This window comes from Lentzea sp. NPDC092896 (assembly GCF_044754905.1).
Classification (GTDB): Bacteria; Actinomycetota; Actinomycetes; order Mycobacteriales; family Pseudonocardiaceae; genus Lentzea.
Map to the genome: position 1 here is coordinate 2,101,068 of NZ_JBIVPX010000001.1, position 17,713 is coordinate 2,118,780.

Annotated in this window: 13 protein-coding genes and 1 pseudogene; 8 read left to right on the forward strand and 6 right to left on the reverse strand. The window is 70.7% G+C overall.

Annotated features, from left to right (window positions below; translation table 11 throughout):
- Nucleotides 1-45 precede the first annotated feature (45 nt).
- Nucleotides 46-960: a prolipoprotein diacylglyceryl transferase gene (gene lgt / locus ACIQF0_RS09280; RefSeq protein ID WP_401026514.1), complete on the forward strand. Its 915-nt coding sequence runs from the start codon at nt 46-48 to the stop codon at nt 958-960.
- On the opposite strand, the gene ACIQF0_RS09285 is transcribed toward lgt, so the two are convergent.
- A complete protein-coding gene (locus ACIQF0_RS09285; protein WP_401026516.1) occupies nt 881-4,468 on the reverse strand; it encodes a discoidin domain-containing protein in 3,588 nt (1,195 codons plus the stop codon). The genes lgt and ACIQF0_RS09285 overlap by 80 nt on opposite strands.
- A 258-nt stretch (nt 4,469-4,726) precedes the next feature.
- Between ACIQF0_RS09285 and ACIQF0_RS09290 the strand changes: the two are divergent.
- Nucleotides 4,727-5,076 (forward strand): annotated as a pseudogene (locus ACIQF0_RS09290) (class I SAM-dependent methyltransferase); the annotation flags it as partial.
- A gap of 144 nt (nt 5,077-5,220) precedes the next feature.
- Here the strand turns inward: ACIQF0_RS09290 and ACIQF0_RS09295 are convergent.
- Nucleotides 5,221-5,724, reverse strand: a complete 504-nt coding sequence (locus ACIQF0_RS09295; RefSeq protein ID WP_401026519.1) for a YceI family protein — start codon at nt 5,722-5,724, stop codon at nt 5,221-5,223.
- On the reverse strand, nt 5,721-6,041 hold the full coding sequence (locus tag ACIQF0_RS09300) for a hypothetical protein (RefSeq protein WP_401026522.1): 321 nt from the start codon (nt 6,039-6,041) through the stop codon (nt 5,721-5,723). The genes ACIQF0_RS09295 and ACIQF0_RS09300 overlap by 4 nt, the downstream gene beginning before the upstream one ends.
- A gap of 109 nt (nt 6,042-6,150) precedes the next feature.
- Between ACIQF0_RS09300 and ACIQF0_RS09305 the strand changes: the two genes are divergently transcribed.
- Entirely contained in the window at nt 6,151-8,829 is a 2,679-nt protein-coding gene (locus tag ACIQF0_RS09305) for an ATP-binding protein (protein WP_401026524.1), read from the forward strand.
- Here the strand turns inward: ACIQF0_RS09305 and ACIQF0_RS09310 are convergent.
- Together ACIQF0_RS09310 and ACIQF0_RS09315 are read right to left on the reverse strand one after the other, a co-directional pair.
- Complete coding sequence (locus ACIQF0_RS09310) at nt 8,813-9,469, reverse strand: response regulator (protein ID WP_401026526.1); 657 nt, start codon at nt 9,467-9,469, stop codon at nt 8,813-8,815. The two genes, ACIQF0_RS09305 and ACIQF0_RS09310, sit on opposite strands and share 17 nt — an antisense overlap.
- Nucleotides 9,466-10,242: a sensor histidine kinase gene (locus ACIQF0_RS09315; RefSeq protein WP_401026529.1), complete on the reverse strand. Its 777-nt coding sequence runs from the start codon at nt 10,240-10,242 to the stop codon at nt 9,466-9,468. Before ACIQF0_RS09315 ends, ACIQF0_RS09310 begins: the two co-directional genes overlap by 4 nt.
- 138 nt (nt 10,243-10,380) lie before the next feature.
- Here ACIQF0_RS09315 and ACIQF0_RS09320 point away from each other — a divergent pair, with 138 nt between their 5' ends.
- Genes ACIQF0_RS09320 through ACIQF0_RS09330 form a run of 3 tightly spaced genes read left to right on the forward strand, consistent with a single transcriptional unit; the run spans nt 10,381 to nt 15,573 of the window.
- Nucleotides 10,381-11,073: an ABC transporter ATP-binding protein gene (locus ACIQF0_RS09320; RefSeq protein WP_401026532.1), complete on the forward strand. Its 693-nt coding sequence runs from the start codon at nt 10,381-10,383 to the stop codon at nt 11,071-11,073.
- Nucleotides 11,070-13,385: an FtsX-like permease family protein gene (locus tag ACIQF0_RS09325; protein WP_401026535.1), complete on the forward strand. Its 2,316-nt coding sequence runs from the start codon at nt 11,070-11,072 to the stop codon at nt 13,383-13,385. Before ACIQF0_RS09320 ends, ACIQF0_RS09325 begins: the two co-directional genes overlap by 4 nt.
- A gap of 10 nt (nt 13,386-13,395) precedes the next feature.
- On the forward strand, nt 13,396-15,573 hold the full coding sequence (locus ACIQF0_RS09330) for a penicillin acylase family protein (protein WP_401026538.1): 2,178 nt from the start codon (nt 13,396-13,398) through the stop codon (nt 15,571-15,573).
- Here the strand turns inward: ACIQF0_RS09330 and ACIQF0_RS09335 are convergent.
- On the reverse strand, nt 15,551-16,336 hold the full coding sequence (locus ACIQF0_RS09335) for a crotonase/enoyl-CoA hydratase family protein (protein ID WP_401026540.1): 786 nt from the start codon (nt 16,334-16,336) through the stop codon (nt 15,551-15,553). The two genes, ACIQF0_RS09330 and ACIQF0_RS09335, sit on opposite strands and share 23 nt — an antisense overlap.
- 55 nt (nt 16,337-16,391) lie before the next feature.
- Here ACIQF0_RS09335 and ACIQF0_RS09340 point away from each other — a divergent pair, with 55 nt between their 5' ends.
- Both ACIQF0_RS09340 and ACIQF0_RS09345 read left to right on the forward strand, forming a co-directional pair.
- A complete protein-coding gene (locus ACIQF0_RS09340) occupies nt 16,392-16,991 on the forward strand; it encodes a sulfite oxidase-like oxidoreductase (protein ID WP_093602083.1) in 600 nt (199 codons plus the stop codon).
- A complete protein-coding gene (locus tag ACIQF0_RS09345; RefSeq protein WP_401026543.1) occupies nt 16,961-17,701 on the forward strand; it encodes a ferredoxin reductase in 741 nt (246 codons plus the stop codon). The genes ACIQF0_RS09340 and ACIQF0_RS09345 overlap by 31 nt, the downstream gene beginning before the upstream one ends.
- Nucleotides 17,702-17,713: the final 12 nt, after the last annotated feature.

Below are 17,713 nucleotides of genomic sequence, written 5' to 3' on the forward strand. Positions count from 1 at the left end.
GCGGACTTCACAGTCCGCAGGCCCCGGCGTCGTTAGTGTGGCGCGATGCTTCTGGCCGCCATCCCCAGTCCGACCCAGGGCGTCTGGCACCTCGGTCCGATGCCCGTCCGCGCTTACGCCTTCTGCATCATCGCCGGCATCCTCGTGGCCGCCTGGCTGACCGAACGCCGCTACGTGCAGCGTGGCGGACGGCCCGGCGTCATCAACCAGATCGCCACCTGGGGTGTGCCGTTCGGCATCATCGGCGCCCGGCTCTACCACGTGGCCACGTCCTGGCAGCCGTACTTCGGCCCCGGCGGTGATCCGATTCGCGCCCTCTACATCTGGGAGGGCGGGATGGGTGTCTGGGGCGCGATCGCGTTCGGCGCGCTCGGAGCCTGGATCGGTGCGAAGCGCGCCGGAGTGGCGTTGCCTCCGCTGGCGGACGCCGCCGCGCCGGGAATCCTGCTGGCACAGGGGATCGGCCGGCTCGGCAACTGGTTCAACAACGAGGTGTACGGCGGCCCGACCGACCTGCCGTGGGCACTCACGATCCACGAGTGGGACCAGGCAGCGGGCCGTGCGGTGGTCGGTCCGGACGGGCAGCCCGTGGTGTTGGGCACGTTCCACCCGGCGTTCCTGTACGAACTGCTGTGGACCTTCGCCGCCGCGGCCGTGGTGATCTGGGCGGACCGCCGGTTCCGGCTCGGGCACGGGCGGGCGTTCGGGCTGTACGTGGTGCTCTACACGCTGGGCAGGCTGTGGATCGAGGCGCTGCGGATCGACGAGGCGAACACGATCCTTGGCCTGCGCCTGAACATCTGGACCTCGCTGATCGTGGGACTGGGTGCCGCCGCGCTGACGCTGTGGTCGGCGCGACGGCACCCAGGCCGGGAGGACCTCAGCTCAGCTTCGGCGCCGAGTTGTACGCCTCCGCCAGCAGACGCGGATTCCGAACGGACTTCTGCGGATCGATCGTGACGGTCCGGACCTCACCGGGCAGCAACCAGAAGTAGTTGTCGCCGTACAGGGTCGGCAGCACGCGTTCCTTGCCGTCGCGTTCCCGCAGCGACAGCCGGACCATCGCGGCCACGGTCTTGCCCGTGTTGCGGATGATCGCGGTGTAGCCGTTCTTGTTGGAGGTCAACGTGGTCGTGAGCGTCGTGTACGCGAGTTGGTTGAGGGCGTGCATGGACTCCGGCGTGCGGTAACGCCAGTAGGTGTTCTCGGAGATCTGCTTGCCCTGGGCGTCGGTCAGGGTGAGGCGCAGCAGGTGGAACGCGGGCAGCGCGGCGTCGAACGGCACGGTGAACAGGTGGCTGGCCGAGGTCGCCGCGACGTCGAGCTTCTGCTCCTGCGCCTGCCCGATCGCCTTGCCGTCCAGGGCGAACAGCTGTGCCTTCACCGTGACGCCCATCAGGTGTGACTGAGTGTGGTTCACGGCCGTGACCTGCCAGGTCGTCAGGTTCGCCTGCACGTGCCGTTGCTCGCAGCCCTTGCGGGAGCCGTAGTAGCTGCCGTTGACGTCCATGTCGTAGTCGTAGGTCTGCCACACCGTGCTGTGCCACGCCGGGTGCGACATCCACAGCAGCACGCCGGAAGCGTCGTTCCACAGCTTGGCGTTCCAGGCCTCGAAGATCGCGCGCATGTTCTCGTAGTTGACGAACTGCGCCTTGCGGCAGAACTCCTCCATGCTGCTCGACGGCGCGAGGCGGGCGTCGATCGCGGCCTGGTAGCCCTTGGGCTGCTGGTTGCTGTTCTCCGACCAGTCGTGCATGTACCAGGCGTCCCCGATGGGCCAGCCGGAGTTGCCCTGGCCCACGAGGTTCTGCATGCTCTCGGCCACCGACACCGTCGGCAGGCCGATCTCGCTCCAGAACCCGAACTTCCCACCCGTGTTCTCGCCGGTGGCGTAACTACGCGGGTCCACCCACCGGTACGTGCCGTCGCCGCTGATCACGCCGCCGGCCGAGTTCGGCTGGTACATCAGGTCCGTGTTGGTGTGCACGATCTCGCGCAGCACCTTGTCGACGGCGTAGGGCGGGCTGCCCTCGTTGCAGCCGAACCAGACCACGCAGCAGGCGTGCGAGCGGTAACGCAGCACGGTGTCTTTGGCCTGCGCGAAGAACTGCTCGTGGTTCGCGGGATCGGCGGACCAGCCGAGCCAGAACTCGTTCCACAGCAGGATTCCGTACTTGTCGCACGCCTCGAACAGCTCTTCGCGGTACGACGAGCCGACCCAGTTGCGGATGAGGGTGAAGTTCATGTCCTTGTGCAGCGCCACAGCGGCGTCCGCACGCGAACCGGGCATGCGGCGCAGCAGTTCGTCCCAGCCCCAGCTGCCGCCGCGGGCGAAGATCTTCACGCCGTTGACGAGGATGATCAGCGGCTTGGGGGAGTTGTCCTGCGACACCACGTCGGTCCAGGTGTCGCCGTCCTGGGAGACCTGGATCTTGAACGTGGCCGCGTAGGCCGTCTCCCAGCGCAGCGTCACGCGGTCGAACGAGGTCGCGGCGCCCAGGTCGACCTGCACCCACTCGTTGTCGTTGTAGTTCGAGGTCCAGCGGGACTTCGGGTCCCCGTCCGTGACGGCGCCGGGTGAGGTCCAGTCGGCGGCCGACGACGCGGTGGCGGTCTTGCCTCGTGCGAGGTCGGTGTCCGGGTTCTTGCTGTCCAGGACGGACATCGTGAAGACGGAGAATCCCCAGCTGGTGGCACGCCGGCCGCCCTGCATCCGCACGTAACGGGCCTGCTGGGCCGGGAAGTCGACGGTCTGGTCGGCTGCGCCGTCGACGATCGTGATCGGCAGGTCGTACTGGTAGGTGACCTGCCGGATGCCGAACTTGAGCGTCTTGCGGTCGCTGACCGCGTTGCCCTTCGCGACGGTCAGGGTCAGGTCGTGCAGCGTCGGGTCGCCGTACCCGTTGGGCCACCACAGCTTCGGGTTCTTGATCCGCAGCTGGGAGAACTCCGCCGGGGCGAACACCACGGCGGACTCGGAGTCCGGGGCGACGGTGACGGTCTTGCTGACCTTGATCCCGTCGAACGCCGCCGTTACGGTGACGTTCTGCGCGGACGACTCGACGTTGCGCACCGGCACGGTGAAGGTGACCTCTGCGGTCGTCTTGTCCGGCAGCACGGTGTCGATGCGCGGGTCGCCGAGCACCGTGGCGCCGGTCGAGCGCAGCCGGACGTGGTTCCAGATGCCGGAGGCGCGGTCGCGCACCGCGGGCATCCAGTCCCACCCCGACACCGCCAGGTAGGTGGGGGAGTTCTTGAACATCGTGCTGTTCGCGCCGACCCACGCCTCACCGCGCGGGCCCTTGTCGCCGGGGCTGCCGGGGAACGGCATCGGCGCGATCCGCACCGCCAGGTTCTGGTCGCCGCCCTTGCGCAGCGTGGGGGTGACGTCGAGCGCGGCCCGTCCGAACGGGTTGCCCATCGCGCCGATCTTGGCTCCGTTGAGCCAGATCTCGGCCTCGTGGTTGATGCCGTCGAACTCCAGCCACACGTGCCGGCCCGCACCCGTGTCGAGGCCGCGCGGCACGCTGAACGTGCGCCGGTACCACCACACGTGCCGGGACAGGGCTTCCGGGATCTCCAGGTTGTTCATCCCGTACACCGGGTCGGGCAGGTGGCCCTGCTCGACCAGCGACGCGAGCACCGTGCCGGGCACGGTGGCCGGGACCCAGCCGCCGGTGTCGACGTTCGGGCCGGACAGCGCGGCGCCGTCCTTGGCGGGCGCGAAGTCCTGCATGGTCAGCACCCAGCCCGACTCCAGCGGCACGGAGCCGTTGGCGTCCACGGTCAGCGCGGGGTTCTCGTGGTTGCGCACCGGCCAGTTCGTCCAGCCCCTGACCGCGGGCCGGTTGTCCCTGCTCGTGCCGTAGACCTGCAGGCCGTTGAGCCCCAACGGGTTCGTCGTCGACCTGCGCGAGGCGGAGAACCGGACCCAGCGCGCCTTCGCGGCGGGCGTGAGCGGGATCGTGACGACGCCGCCGGCACCGGACTCGGTGGAGTGGACCGTCCGCCAGACCTTGCCGTCGTCGGACACGTCGAGGTCGAAGACCGTCGCGTAGCTCGAGAGGATCTCCGTGCCGAGGGTGTCGGCACGCGAGCCGTTCGCGTCGAACGCCCCGTCACCCGGCTTGGCCTCGAACGTCAGCACGATCGAGCTGATCTCGCAGCGGCCCTGCAGGTCGACGATCAGCCACTGGCCGTCGCCCTGACCCGCGCGCCAGCCGGAACCCTGCACGCCGACCTGCGCGAGACCGTCCACGGCGAACTTCGCCGGCGTGGCCGCGTAGTCCGTCGAGGACACCGAGACCGGGCGGAACAGCGCGAGGTCGACAGCCTTCTGCTGGGCGGCGGCCTGCTCCGGTGCTCCCGCCGCGGCGCTCGACAGCACTGTGGTCAGACCGAAACCGGCGAGCAGTCCACCGCCCATGGTCAGTGCCTGTCTGCGCGAGACGCCGCTGTCCTCCGCCATTGCGAGCTCCGATCCCTGTCCTGACAACGTTGCCAGGAAGCTTCGGTCTCGTTACGCGACTGGTCAACAAGACAGACGAGACAGGATCTCGCGACGACGACATCGATGTCATCGCTTCGGGATCGAGTCATGTCCACTGGCCAGGCACAACGTGGTCCGTCCCGGTCTCGCACGTGTAAAAGACCGGTACAACGCGCGGTCCGGTCTCCGCTGGTGCCTTGGGATCGTTTCGGTGACCGCGTTGGCAAGATCGAGTGCATGAGCGACTACGACGCCGTGGCCGAGGCGTACGACATCGACAACGAGAAGAGCCTGCCGAACGCCTACTACGAGCGGCCCGCCCTCGCCGGATCCTCGACGCGGGGTGCGGCGCTGGTCCGCTGCCCTTCGCGGACGGCGAGTTCGACGACGTCATCGCGTCGCTCGTGCTGCACTACCTGGAGGACTGGGGGCCGACGCTGGCCGAGATGCGGCGGGTGCTGCGCCCCGGCGGCCGGCTCATCGCGTCGGTCAACCACCCCACCGCCGAGTACTCGATCGAACGCGTGCGGGGGCGCCGGCCCGACTACTTCGAGAGCCGCGCACAGCCGGCGGAGTGGTCGGTGGGCGACCAACTGACTGACTTCGGCCTGAACGCGCTGCGCGACGAGAAGATCCTGAGCAGGGACCAGCTGTTCGACGAGGTGCTGGTCACGAAGTACGGAGCCGCGAAGGCCGCCGAGGTCCGCAAGCCCCTCGGCGGCTGACGCGCGTCACGCCGGCCTGATCACCGCGGTGACGGTGATGTCGACGTACCGGCCGATCAGGAACCCCGGCGCGCGGATGCCGAGCGTGCGGCGGTCCAGCCGGGAGGTCGCGGTCATCACCGTCGCGCCGTCCACCGCGGACAGTTCGACGGTGCCTTCGATCGTGGTGTGCGCACCCCTGGCGGTGAGCGTGCCGGTGACGTGCCAGCCGCCGTCGGCCACCCGTGCCGACGTCGCCGTGAACCTCATCGTGGGGTGCCGGTCGAGGTCGAGCAGACCGGGTTTGCGCAGGTCCAGGTCACGTTTGGTGATCCCGGTGTCGATGGCGCCCAGGTCCAGGACGCCGTGCACGGCCAACAGCGCGCCGTCCGGTCCGATCTCGACCGACCCCTCGGTGACGGGCACGGTGCCGTGCGCCTTGCGGCCGAGGTTGCCGACCTGGAACTTCGCGGTGCTCCGGGTGAGGTCCGCTCGCCAGACGCCCGCGGCGAGCGTGCGCACGGCGGTCATGACTGCCCGCCGTCGTACTCGACGACCTGCAGCACCGGGTAGATCTCGACGCGGTCCGCGCCCCGCAGCAGGGCCGGGTCCTCGCCGGGCAGCAGCTGCGTGCTCATGATCGCCTTCTGGGTGTCGATCAGCACCTGCTCGGACTCGGCGATCGACACGACGACCTCGGCCCCGTCCTCCCGGCGCAATACGTAGGTCGTGATGTTGCCCGGCACCGACAGGGCCGCGGGCGCGATCCGCTGCTGGGCCGCGAAGTCCGCGGCGGCCAGCTGTTCCGGGCCTCTGGGCCCGTCGAAGTAGGTGAGCTGCGCGTACATGGTCGCCTCCTTTGGTGGTGCACCGAGTCTCGGCCCGTGCGGCCCGACGCGGATCCGTGCCAGTACGGAGTGCGGTACTGAACCTCCACCGGTCGGCGATACTCCCGGCGTGGAGGAAGCACCGATCTTCGGCCGCGACCGCGAACTGGCCTCGCTGCGCGCGAGCCTCGTCGCGGCGGCGGGCGGCTCCGGCCGTCTCGTGCTGGTTCGAGGCGAGGCGGGCATCGGCAAGACCCGGCTGGCGGCGGCCGTCGCCTCGATGGCCGCGTCGTACGGGATCCCGGTCGCGCGCGGTCACGCCGTCGACGACCCCGGCATGCCTCCGCTGTGGCCCTGGCGCCGGCTCGCTCGTTCGCTGCCCGCGTTGCGGCGCGTGCTTTCCGAGGCACACCTGGACGACTCCGCGCGCTTCGCCATGCTCGCCGACGCCGCGGACGTGCTGGTGGCCGAAGCGACCGCGGCCGGACTGCTGATCGTGCTCGAGGACCTGCACTGGGCGGACCGCACGTCGTTGCGCCTGCTCGGTCACCTGGCGGCCGAGTTGCCCGCCGCGCGGATCCTGGTGGTCGCGACCTACCGCGACGCCGAGTTGTCCGACCTGATGCGTGCCCCCGCCACCCGCACGGTGCACCTGGGCGGGCTGAGCAGGGGTGAGGTGGCCGGGTGGGTGCGTTCGGCGGGCGTGGCGGACCCGGACGCGGTGGCCGCGCGACTGGTGGACAACACCGGTGGCAACCCGCTGTACGTGCGGATGCTGCTCGACAGCGGTGAGGAGGCCGGGGAACTCCACCGGCTGGTGTTGTCGCGGCTGGACCGGCTCAGTGCGCCGGCTCGGGACGTGCTCGGCGTGGCGAGCGTGCTCGGGGAGCGGATCGAACCGGCGCTGCTCGCGGCCGTCACCGAGGACGAGCCTTCCGCGTTGCTGGACGAGGCCGTCGCGGCCGGGGTGCTGCAGGTCCACGACGGGGCGCTGGCCTTCGCCCACGCCCTGATCAGGGACGCGGTGTACGAGGACCTCGCGCCTTCGGTGCGCGCCGATCTGCATCGGCGGTGTGCGCTGGCGCTGGTCGCCGGGGGTGGGGCGCCGGGGAGGATCGCGGCACAGTGGCGGCGCGCGGGTGGAGCGGACGCGCCGGCGGAGTGCACCCGGTGGGCGACCGAGGCGGCGCGGGCCGCCACTGCGGAGCTGGCCTACGACGAGGCGGTCGGGTTCGCCGCGCTCGCGCTCGCCTCGTCCGAGGAGAAGACGGCGGAGCTCACCCTCGAACTCGCCCGAGCCGAGTTCCTCGCCGGCGACACCGCGGCCAGCCTCGACCACTGCCGCACCGCCGCCCGCCTCGCCGAGCAGTCGGGCGCCCCGGACCTGATCGCCGAAGCGGCCCTCGTCATCACCGGCCTGGGCGACCGCTCGCTGCTGACCGCCGTCGACCAGCTCTGCGTCACCGCACTGCGGCACCACCCTGGCGAGGCCACCGCGTCCCGCCTGCTCGCCCGCTGCGCCATGGCGGCCACCACGACCGGCCACGGTGAACGGGCGCGCGAGTTGTCCGCGACGGCGTTGGAGCTCGCGGTGCGCAGCGGCGACCCCGACGCGGAACTGGACGGCATCCACGCCCGGCACCTGGCGTTGTGCGCGCCGCAGTTCCGCGACGAACGGGTGATGCTGGCGAACCGGGCCGTCGACCTGGCCGAGGCGGCGCGGCAGCCGCACGCCGAGCTGTGGGGGCACGTGTGGCTGGTCGACGCGGCGTTGCAGGCCGGGGACCTGGGCGAGCTCGACCGGCAGCTGGACCTGATCGAGCAGTTCGCGGCGGCGCGGCAGCACGCGGTGGCGTGGTGGCACCTGCACCGGTTGCGGGCCACCAGGGCGGCGCTGGTCGGGCAGTTGCGGAGGGCGCGGGAGTGCAACGAGACCGCGAAGGCCGTGGCCGACCGGATCGGGGCGACGGCCACCAAGGGCATGTACTACGCGTTCCAGAACGGATTGGCGCAGCTCGAAGGCGGCATCGACGAGGCGGCGGCGCGGGAGGCGTTCGAGGTGCTCGCGCAGGTCGGCGACATTCCGCTGGCCCGTGTCTACGTGCCGCTCCTGCACGCGCTGCTCGGCGAGACCGAGCAGGCGCGAGCCACGTTCGAGGAGTTCCGGGCGCTGCCGGCGGTGCTGGAGGTCGCGCCCACGTGGGCGCCGCTGGTCTCGCACATCGGCGCGGTCGCGTGCCTGCTGGACGACGCCGAGGCGGCGGCCGGGGCGTACGAGGTGCTGGCCGCGTTGGAGCCGCACTACGGCGCGGACGGGTCCGGCGCGGTGTTCTCCAACGCCGCCACGCCGCAGTTGCTCGGCGATCTCGCGCTGACGTGCGGCCGCAGGGAGGTCGCGGCGGAGCACTACCGGCTGGCGTTGGAGATGAACGCCCGCATCGGCGCGCGGCCGTTCACCGCGCTCAGCCGGCTCGGGCTCGCCAGAACGCTGACCGACCCGGCGGAGGCGCGCACGCTCGCGACCGAGGCGGCGGCCGAGTTCCGGGCGCTGGACATGCCGATCCGGCTCGCTCAGGCCGATCGGCTCCTGAAACAGATCAAGACCGATGAACAGGCTCGGGATCCGTTGTCGCCACGTGAGTCCGAGGTCGTGGACCTGGTGGCGCAGGCGCTCACCAACCGTGAGATCGCGACGAAACTGCACCTGAGCGAACGGACCGTCGAGACGCACGTGCGCAGCGTCCTCGCCAAACTCGGGTTGCGCACCCGGACCGAGATCGCCGCCTGGGAACTCACGCGCCGGGCGTGACGAGACCCGTCTCGTAGGCCAGCACCACGGCCTGGGCGCGGTCGCGCAGCTCCAGCTTCGCGAAGATGCGCGCCACGTGCGTCTTCACGGTCGCCTCGCTCAACGTCAGGTGGGAGGCGATCTCGGAGTTCGACCGTCCACTCCCGACCAACGTGAGCACCTCACGTTCCCGTGGTGTCAACACCGCGAGATCCCTGTGCACGGCGGGAGCGGAGACACCGGAGGCGAAGCGTTCCACGAGGCGCCGGGTGATCGACGGCGCGAGCAGGGCGTCACCGGTCTCGACGAGGCGCACGGCCGCGATCAGGTGCTCCGGCGTGACGTCCTTCAACAGGAACCCGCTGGCACCCGCCGCCAACGCCTCGTACACGTACCGGTCGAGGTCGAACGTGGTCAGCATCAGCACCCGGCAGTCACCCTCCGAGCTCACGATCCGCCGGCACGCCTCCAGACCGTCCATCCCGGGCATGCGGATGTCCATCAGCACGACGTCCGGCCGCACCGAGCGCACCACCGACACCGCCTCGGCCCCGTCCGCCGCCTCGCCGACGACCTCGACGCCGCCGGAGTTCAGGATCATCCGGAACCCGATGCGCACGAACGCCTGATCGTCCGCGATCACCACGCGCGGCCCGCTCACGACTCGACCGGGATCTTGGCCCGCACGCGGAACCCGCCGCCGAGCCGCCTGCGCGCGTCCAGGTCGCCGCCCAGCACCGCCACCCGTTCCCGCAACCCGAGCAGCCCCCGTCCCTGACCGTCCTCAAAGGACACCGAGTCGCCGGACAGCGTGCTGGGCCCGGAGTTGAGCACCTCGACCCGCAGGTGGTGCTCCGCGTACCGCACGGTCACCTCCGCTTTCCGGCCGTCGCCGTGCTTCAACGCGTTGGTCAGCGCCTCCTGCACGATCCGGTACGCCGTCAGGTCGACGCCGGACGGCAACGGCCGCGGCTCGCCGGAGATGCGCACCTCGACGGGCAGCCCGGCGAAGCACATCCGGTCGACCAGCGAGCTCAACCGGCTCAGACCCGGTTGCGGCGCCAGCAGGTCATCGCTGTCGGCGGACGGGGCGAGCAGTCCGAGCATGTGCCGCAGCTCGGTCATCGTGTCGCGGCCCGCGTTCTCCACGGCCAGCAACGCGTCGGTGGCGTCACCGGCGGACATCACCCGGCGCGCGGCACCGGCCTGCACCACCATCACGCTCACGTTGTGGCTCACGATGTCGTGCAGTTCCCGTGCGATGCGGGCACGTTCGGCGTCGACGGCGGTGCGGGCAGCGGTCTCCCGTTCCCGCTCCAGCAACCAGCCGCGTTCCTCCACCGCACGGGTGTACGCGCGCCGGGCCGCCACCAGCCGCACCGCGAAGTACCCGGCGGCCAGGCAGGCGACGACGGCCACCACCAGCTCCCACACCCCGTCACTGTCCCAGAGCCCCGATCACCCGCGCATCAAACCCCGGATGCAGTCACTACATCCCCAGGATGACCCCGCCCGCCGAGTTACCTCCGCAGACTGACGCCTCCGCACGCACGGCTAAGCAAGATGGCCGCCATGCAGAACGCAGACGCCGTCGTCGACCTGACGAACGTGCGCAAGGAGTACAGCGACTCGACCGCGCTCGACGGGGTGTCCCTCGTCGTCCGCGCCGGGGAGGCCGTCGCGGTGATGGGACCGTCCGGCAGCGGCAAGTCCACGCTGCTCAACATGATCGCCGGCCTCGACCGCCCGACGTCGGGCGAGGTGATCGTGCACGGTTCCGACCTCGGCGTGCTCAGCGAGACCGGCCTCGCCCTGTTCCGCCGGCGCGGCATCGGGATGATCTTCCAGTTCTTCAACCTGCTGGACGACCTGTCGGCGCTCGACAACGTCGCCCTCGCCGCCCAGCTGACCGGCATGAAGGCGAGCCAGGCCCGCGCACGCGCCCTGGAGCTGTTCGGAGAGCTCGGCATCTCCGGCCGCAAGAACGTCTACCCGGCGCAGCTCAGCGGCGGTGAACGGCAGCGCGTCGCGGTGGCGCGGGCGTTGATGAACCGCCCCGCCCTGCTGCTCGCGGACGAACCGACCGGCGCCCTCGACAGCAGGTCCGGCGAGCAGGTCATGGACCTGCTGCTCGACCTCAACCAGATCGGCCAGACCCTGCTGCTCGTCACCCACGACGAACGCCTCGCCACCCGCTGCGCCACCAGGGTGATCGAGGTCGTCGACGGCCGGATCGCCCGCGAGCACACCATGGAACGCGCATGAGCGCGGTGTGGTCGGCGTCCTGGGCGGCCGTGCGCCGGCGCAAGCTCCAGACCATCGTGATCGGTGTCGTGGTCTGCGCGGCCAGTGCGACGCTCGTGATGGCGCTGGGCCTGCTGGACGCGTCGGCCGCGCCGTTCGACCGGGCCTTCGCCACCCAGCAGGGCGCGCACCTGGCCGCGGCGTTCGATCCGGCGAAGGTGACCGAGGACCAGCTGAAGCAGGCGGCCGGAACCGCGGCGGGACCGTTCCAACAGGCCACTGTGGACACTTCGACCGGGGAGGTCTTCCTCGGCGCGCTCACCGTGGTGGGCCGGGCCGATCCCGGTGGCCAGGTCGACCGCGTCTCGGTGTGGCAGGGCAGATGGGCCACCAACGCCGGCGAGATCGTTCTCAACCGCACGCCGGGATCCGTCGGCCGGACGGGCCTCGGTTTCGAACTGCGGCTGCCAGGACGTCCGACGCTGAAGGTCGTCGGGTTCGCCCACTCGGTGACGGGATCAGCCGACGCGTGGGTGAGTCCCGGGCAGATCGCCGCGCTGCAGCCGAACGCGCTGCAGATGCTCTACCGGTTCGCGCAGGCCGACACCGCCGCCCAGGTCGAAGCAGGGCAGAAGGCGGTCACGGCAGGGCTGCCGGAGGGTGCGTTGCTCGGCACGTTGTCGCACCTCACCGTCAAGGACAAGGCGACCTCCGAACTGGGCGTGTTCATCCCGTTCCTGATGATCTTCGGGATCCTCGGGCTCGCCGTGGCGGTCCTGATCGTCGCCAACGTCGTGAGCGGCGCCGTCGTCGCTGGCCTGCGGCACATCGGGATGCTCAAGGCGATCGGCTTCACCCCGAACCAGGTCATGGCCGTCTACCTGGTGATGGTCTCGATCCCGGCGTTCGCCGGCTGCGCGCTCGGCACGATCGCGGGCAACCTCGTCGCCAAACCGATCGTGCAGGACGCGGTCGAGGGCTTCGGCGTCGACGAGCTGAGCTTCGCACCGTGGGTGAACCTCGTCGCGGCGCTCGGCATGCCGTTGCTGGTGGCGTCGGCCGCGCTCGTTCCGGCACTGAGGGCCCGCCGGCTTCCGGCGGCCCGGGCGATCAGCGCGGGCACCACCACGCACACCGGCCGGGCGTTGCGCGTTCAACGCTGGCTGGGGAGCACGCGGCTGCCGCGGTCGATCAGCCTCGGCCTCGGGCTGCCGTTCGCCCGCACCGGCCGCAGCGCGTTGACGCTGGCCTCGGTCGTGCTCGGCGTCATGACCGTGACCCTCGCGGCCGGCGTGACGATGTCGATGACGGCCTACAACGACGCCGTCCGGCCTCACTTCACCGACCGCGTCGAGCTGATGGCCGGATCACCGCCGGGCATGCCCGGCGTTCGTCCGGAAGGTGTGGAGGCGCCCGCCGCGACATTGGGCGACGCCGAGGACGAGTCGATGCTGCGCTCCTTGCCCGGTACGACGGCGGTTCTCGCCAGCACTCAGCTCGACGCCGAGGTCGCGGGCGGCACCCAGAAGGCCACGATCCTGTTCTACCGCGGGGACACCGCGACGCTCGGCCCGCGCGTGCTCACCGGGCACTGGCCGGACGGACCGGGACAGGTCGTGGTGCCGTCGAGGTTCCTGAACCAGCGCGGGCTGGCCGTCGGCGACACGATCACCGTGCAGGCGCGGGGAAACCGGACGCAGCTGAAGATCGTCGGCGTCGTGCTGACGAACAACGCCGACGAGATCTTCTCCGAGTGGTCCACTGTGGACCTTCTAGAACCCGGTGCTCGTGCCGACACTTACCTGGTGCAGATGGCCGCCGGTACCGACCGCGGCATCTACACCGCCGCGGTGAAGGCCGCGGATCCGGGACTGGGCGTCCTGCCGCCCCGCGACGGCACGTCGTCGACCGCGGTGATCATCATCAGCGCCGCCGTCGTGCTGACGCTGGTGCTGGGTGCCGTCGCCGCCCTCGGGGTGTTCAACACCGTCGTCCTCAACGCCCGCGAACGGCGCCGCGACCTCGGCATGCTCAAGTCGATCGGCATGACCCCGCGCCAGGTCACCGTGCTGCTGGTGACGTCCATGGGCGCCTTGGGCGTGCTCGGCGGACTGATCGGCGTGCCCGTCGGCATCGTCGTGCACCAACTGGTCGTGCCCGCCATGGCCCACGCGGGCCAGGCCGACGCCGTCGACATCCTCATGAACGTCTACCACGCGCCGTTGCTCGCGCTGCTGGCCCTCACCGGCGTCGTCATCGCCGTGCTGGGCGCGGTCGTGCCGGCCAGGGGAGCGGCACGTCTCTCGATCGCCACCGTCCTGCACAACGAATAGGGGGAGCAGAATGCGCAGGTTCATCGCGTTATCACTTGTGGCAGCAGGAGTTCTGGCCACGAGCCCACCCGCCGTCGCCGACAGCGGCACGGTGATCAGACGAACGTCCTACGGCATTCCGCACGTGCTCGCGCACGACTACCGCGGCGTCGGCCAGGGACTCGGTTACGCGTTCGCCGAGGACAACGCCTGCGTCATGGCGGAGATCGTCGTGACGCTGTCCGCCGAACGTTCCCGCTGGTTCGGACCCGACAACCTGGCCGGCGACCTCTACTACCAGCGCCTCAACCAGTCCGAGGTGGTCGAACGGCAGCTCGGCGGCCAGTCGAAGCAGGCGCGTGACCTCGTGCGCGGTTATGTGGCCGGGTTCAACCGCTACCTCGGCCAGAACGGCGCGCCCGAAGCGTGCAGGAACTGGGCGCGGCCGATCACCGAGATCGACGTGTGGCGGCGCGTCCACCAGGTCGCCGGACTCACCGGCAGCGAGGGGTTCCAGGAGCAACTCGTGTCGGCTCAACCGCCCGGAACAGCGCTGGCGGCACCGGCGCGGGTGGAGAAGGAACGGCCCGGCAGCAACGGCATCGCGCTCGGCAAGCAGGCGACCGCCGCCGGAACCGGGATGGTGCTGGGCAACCCGCACTTCGACTGGGCCGACACCTGGCGCTTCTACCAGCACCACCTCACGATCCCCGGCGAGCTGAACGTCAGCGGTGCCGGCCTGTTCGGCGTGCCGGTGGTCAACATCGGCCACAACGACCGGCTCGGCTGGACCCACACCGCGTCCGAGGCGCACACGATGACGCTCTCGAAGCTGACGCTCGTCCCCGGCGACCCGACCAGCTACCTCGTCGACGGCAAGGCACACCGCATGATCGCCGAACAGGTCACCGCCGGCGGCACCACGAGAACCCTCTACCGCACCCCGGACGGCCCGATCGTCGAGGACGACCGCGCGTTGCAGTGGACGGACACCACCGCGTTCGTGCTGCGCGACGCCAACCAGGGCAACCTGCAGATCATCGACCAGTGGCTGGCCATCGCCCGCGCCCGCAGCGTGCCCGATCTGGAGAAGGCACTCGCCCGCCACCAGGCCCTCCCGTGGGTCAACACGATCGCCTCGGACTCCACCGGCACCGCCTACTACGGTGACGTCCAAGTCGTCCCGCACGTCACCGACGAGCAGCGCGCCCGTTGCGGCACCGACGTGCCCATCGGCCTGGTGGTCCTCGACGGCAGCCGGTCGGACTGCGGCTGGGGCACCGACCCCGACGCCGTGACGCCGGGCAGGTTCGGCCCTCACCGGTTGCCCACGCTGATCCGGCGCGACCACGTCAGCAACATGAACGACAGCCCGTGGCTCGCGAACCCCGCCGCACCGCTGACCGGCTACCCGTCCATCGTCGGAGACGTCGGCACCGAACGGTCCGCACGGACTCGCATGGGCCTGGACATGATCGGCACCAACACCTTCACGCTGTCCACTCTGGAACAGGCGATGGTCGGCAACCGCAACCTCACCGCCGAGCAGGGACGCGCCGCGGTCGTCGCGATGTGCCAGGCCAACCCGACCCTGCCCGCGAACGACGGCCGGCCCGTCGACGTCCGCACGGCCTGCTCCGCCCTGGCCGCCTGGCCCGGTACCGGAGACACCGGCTCAGCGAGCCGGGGCGCCTACTTCTGGCGGTCGTTCATCACGCTGACCGGCCGGCCGGGGACGAACCTCTGGCAGGTGCCGTTCGACCCGGCCGACCCCGTCCACACGCCGCGCGGCATCAACGCGACCGATCCCGGCGTTCAGCGCGCCTTTGCCGAGACGGTCCGGGCGTTCGGTGTCGCCGGAGTCGCGGTGGACGTGCCGCTCGACGCCGTCCAGCAGTACGAGGGCATCCCGATCCACGGCTGCCGCGGCCCGGAAGGCTGCTTCAACGTCATCTCGGTGCCCGGACCGCCCCGGCCGGGAGTCGTCCCGGAGATCCCGCACGGCACCAGCTTCGTCATGGCCGTCGAGCTGACGAAGAACGGACCGCGGATGAGCTCGATGCTGGTCTACGGCCAGTCCGCTGATCCTGCCTCTCCGCACCACACCGACCAGGCCCGCCTCTACGCGAAGAAGCAGTGGGTGAAGGGCGAGTTCACCGAACGGGAGATCGCCCGCAACCCGGACCTCACCGTTCGCCGTCTCCGCTGAACCTCCCGTGCCGCCCGGCGCCGCCCGCGAACCGGGCGGCGCCGGCCACCCCTTCCCGAGCCACGATCGGCACCCCGGCCGCCCCTTCCGCCCGCAGCGCCTCGGCCAGCGGCAGGTCGAGCCCGCCGTAGGTGGAGGCCCGATCGGCCAGCACGCACTCGAACGGGAACCCGGCGATCTGCTCGGCCAGTTCCAGCGCGGCCGCCACCGCCTGACCGGGCTCGACCACCCGGTTGGCCAGCCCGATCGCCAACGCCTCCTCGGCGTGCACCGGACGTCCGGTGAGGATCAGGTCCAACGCCCGCCCCAGCCCCACGATCCGAGGCAGCCGCACGGTGCCACCGTCGATCAACGGCACACCCCAGCGCCGGCAGAACACCCCGAACACCGCGTCGCTGTCGACCACCCGCAGATCGGCCAGCAGCGCGAGTTCCAGCCCGCCCGCCACCGCGTACCCGCTGACCGCCGCGATCATCGGCTTGCTCAGCTCCAACCGGGTCGGTCCCATCGGGCCTGCGCCACCGCCAGAGGGATCGAGCTCGTTGCGCCGGGCGGGATCCCCGACGACGCTCAGATCCGCTCCCGCGCAGAACGTGCCGCCCTCGCCGGCGAGCACCGCGACCCGTTGCGAGGAGTCCGCCTCGAACGCCAGGAACGCGTCCTGCAGTTGCGCGGCCATCGGCCCGTCGACCGCGTTGCGCCGGTCCGGGCGGTTCATCCAGATCAGCGTCGTGGTGCCGGTGATCTCCACCCTGACGTCCATGTGACCTCCGTGATCAGCAGTGGCGTTCGGCGCGCCACTGGCGTCTACTGACACGATGCCAATCGTCTCTCCCGGTTTCACCGGGCGACGCCAGTCACCGGACGTGCAGCTGCCGCCCGGTCAGTACCTGGCAGAGGACTTCCCGGTCCTCACGGCGGGCCCGACGCCGCGAGTGACGACCGACCGCTGGCAGTTCACGATCAACACCGAGGCCGGTCAGCGCTACGACTGGTCGTGGCAGCAGCTGATCGAACTGCCCGCGGAGAAGATCACCACGGACATCCACTGCGTCACCAAGTGGTCGAAGCTCGGCACCCGCTGGAAAGGCGTCTCGCTGGACGTCCTGCTGGAGGACGTCGAGACGGCGGCGGACTTCGCGCTCGTCCAGTCCTACGGCGGCTACACCACGAACCTGCCGCTGGAGGACCTGATCGACGGCCAGGCGTGGATCGCCTACCGCTACGACGGCGACGAGCTCACGCCCGAGCACGGAGGCCCGGCGCGGTTGCTGGTGCCGCACCTGTACTTCTGGAAGTCGGCGAAGTGGGTCCGCGGGATCCAGTTGCTGCTCGAGGACGAACCCGGCTTCTGGGAAAGCGCGGGCTACCACGACTACGGAGACCCATGGCGCGAGCAGCGGTATCAGGGCGACTGACCTGGCGGGTGGCCTCGATGGCCGAGTCCACCGACATCACCAAGAGCGCGCGCGGCCTCGTGTTCGACGTGCCCGGCTGGCCCGGTCACCTGCCGGGGCAGCACGTCGACGTCCGGCTGACCGCCGAGGACGGCTACTCGGTGCAGCGCAGCTACTCGATCTCCTCCGCACCGGACGGGGAGCGGTTCGAGCTGAGCGTCCAGCGGGTCGCCGACGGTGAGGTGTCGCCGTACCTGTGCGACGTGCTCTCGCCCGGCGACCAGATCGAGCTGCGCGGGCCGGTCGGCGGCTGGTTCGTGTGGCGCCCGGCCGACCAGGCGCCGGTGACGCTCGTGGCGGGTGGATCGGGCATCGCGCCGTTGATGGCGATGGTCCGTACAAGGGCTGCGGAAGGCAGCCGGGTGCCGTTCCGGCTGATCTACTCGGTGCGCACGCCCGAGGACGTCTACTACGCCGACGAGCTGCGCCGCCGTGCCCGTGAGGACGCGGGCCTCGACGTGCACGTCGTGTACACCCGGCAGGCCCCGGAAGGCTCGCCCACGCCGCCTGGACGTCTGGGGCTGGCCACCCTGAACACCCACGCCTGGCCGGCCGACTTCGCGCCGAACGTGTTCGTGTGCGGGCCGACCGGGTTCGTCGAGACGGTGTCCGACATCTTCGTGGCGCTCGGCCACGACCCCCGCCGCGTCCGCACCGAACGCTTCGGCTGACAGGAGAGCACC

Coding starts and splice junctions, on each gene's coding strand:
- lgt (WP_401026514.1), top strand. CDS start 46: ATGCTTCTGGCCGCCATCCCCAGTCCGACCCAGGGCGTCTGGCACCTC.
- ACIQF0_RS09285 (WP_401026516.1), bottom strand. CDS start 4,468: ATGGCGGAGGACAGCGGCGTCTCGCGCAGACAGGCACTGACCATGGGC.
- ACIQF0_RS09295 (WP_401026519.1), bottom strand. CDS start 5,724: ATGACCGCCGTGCGCACGCTCGCCGCGGGCGTCTGGCGAGCGGACCTC.
- ACIQF0_RS09300 (WP_401026522.1), bottom strand. CDS start 6,041: ATGTACGCGCAGCTCACCTACTTCGACGGGCCCAGAGGCCCGGAACAG.
- ACIQF0_RS09320 (WP_401026532.1), top strand. CDS start 10,381: ATGCAGAACGCAGACGCCGTCGTCGACCTGACGAACGTGCGCAAGGAG.
- ACIQF0_RS09325 (WP_401026535.1), top strand. CDS start 11,070: ATGAGCGCGGTGTGGTCGGCGTCCTGGGCGGCCGTGCGCCGGCGCAAG.
- ACIQF0_RS09330 (WP_401026538.1), top strand. CDS start 13,396: ATGCGCAGGTTCATCGCGTTATCACTTGTGGCAGCAGGAGTTCTGGCC.
- ACIQF0_RS09335 (WP_401026540.1), bottom strand. CDS start 16,336: ATGGACGTCAGGGTGGAGATCACCGGCACCACGACGCTGATCTGGATG.
- ACIQF0_RS09340 (WP_093602083.1), top strand. CDS start 16,392: ATGCCAATCGTCTCTCCCGGTTTCACCGGGCGACGCCAGTCACCGGAC.
- ACIQF0_RS09345 (WP_401026543.1), top strand. CDS start 16,961: ATGGCGCGAGCAGCGGTATCAGGGCGACTGACCTGGCGGGTGGCCTCG.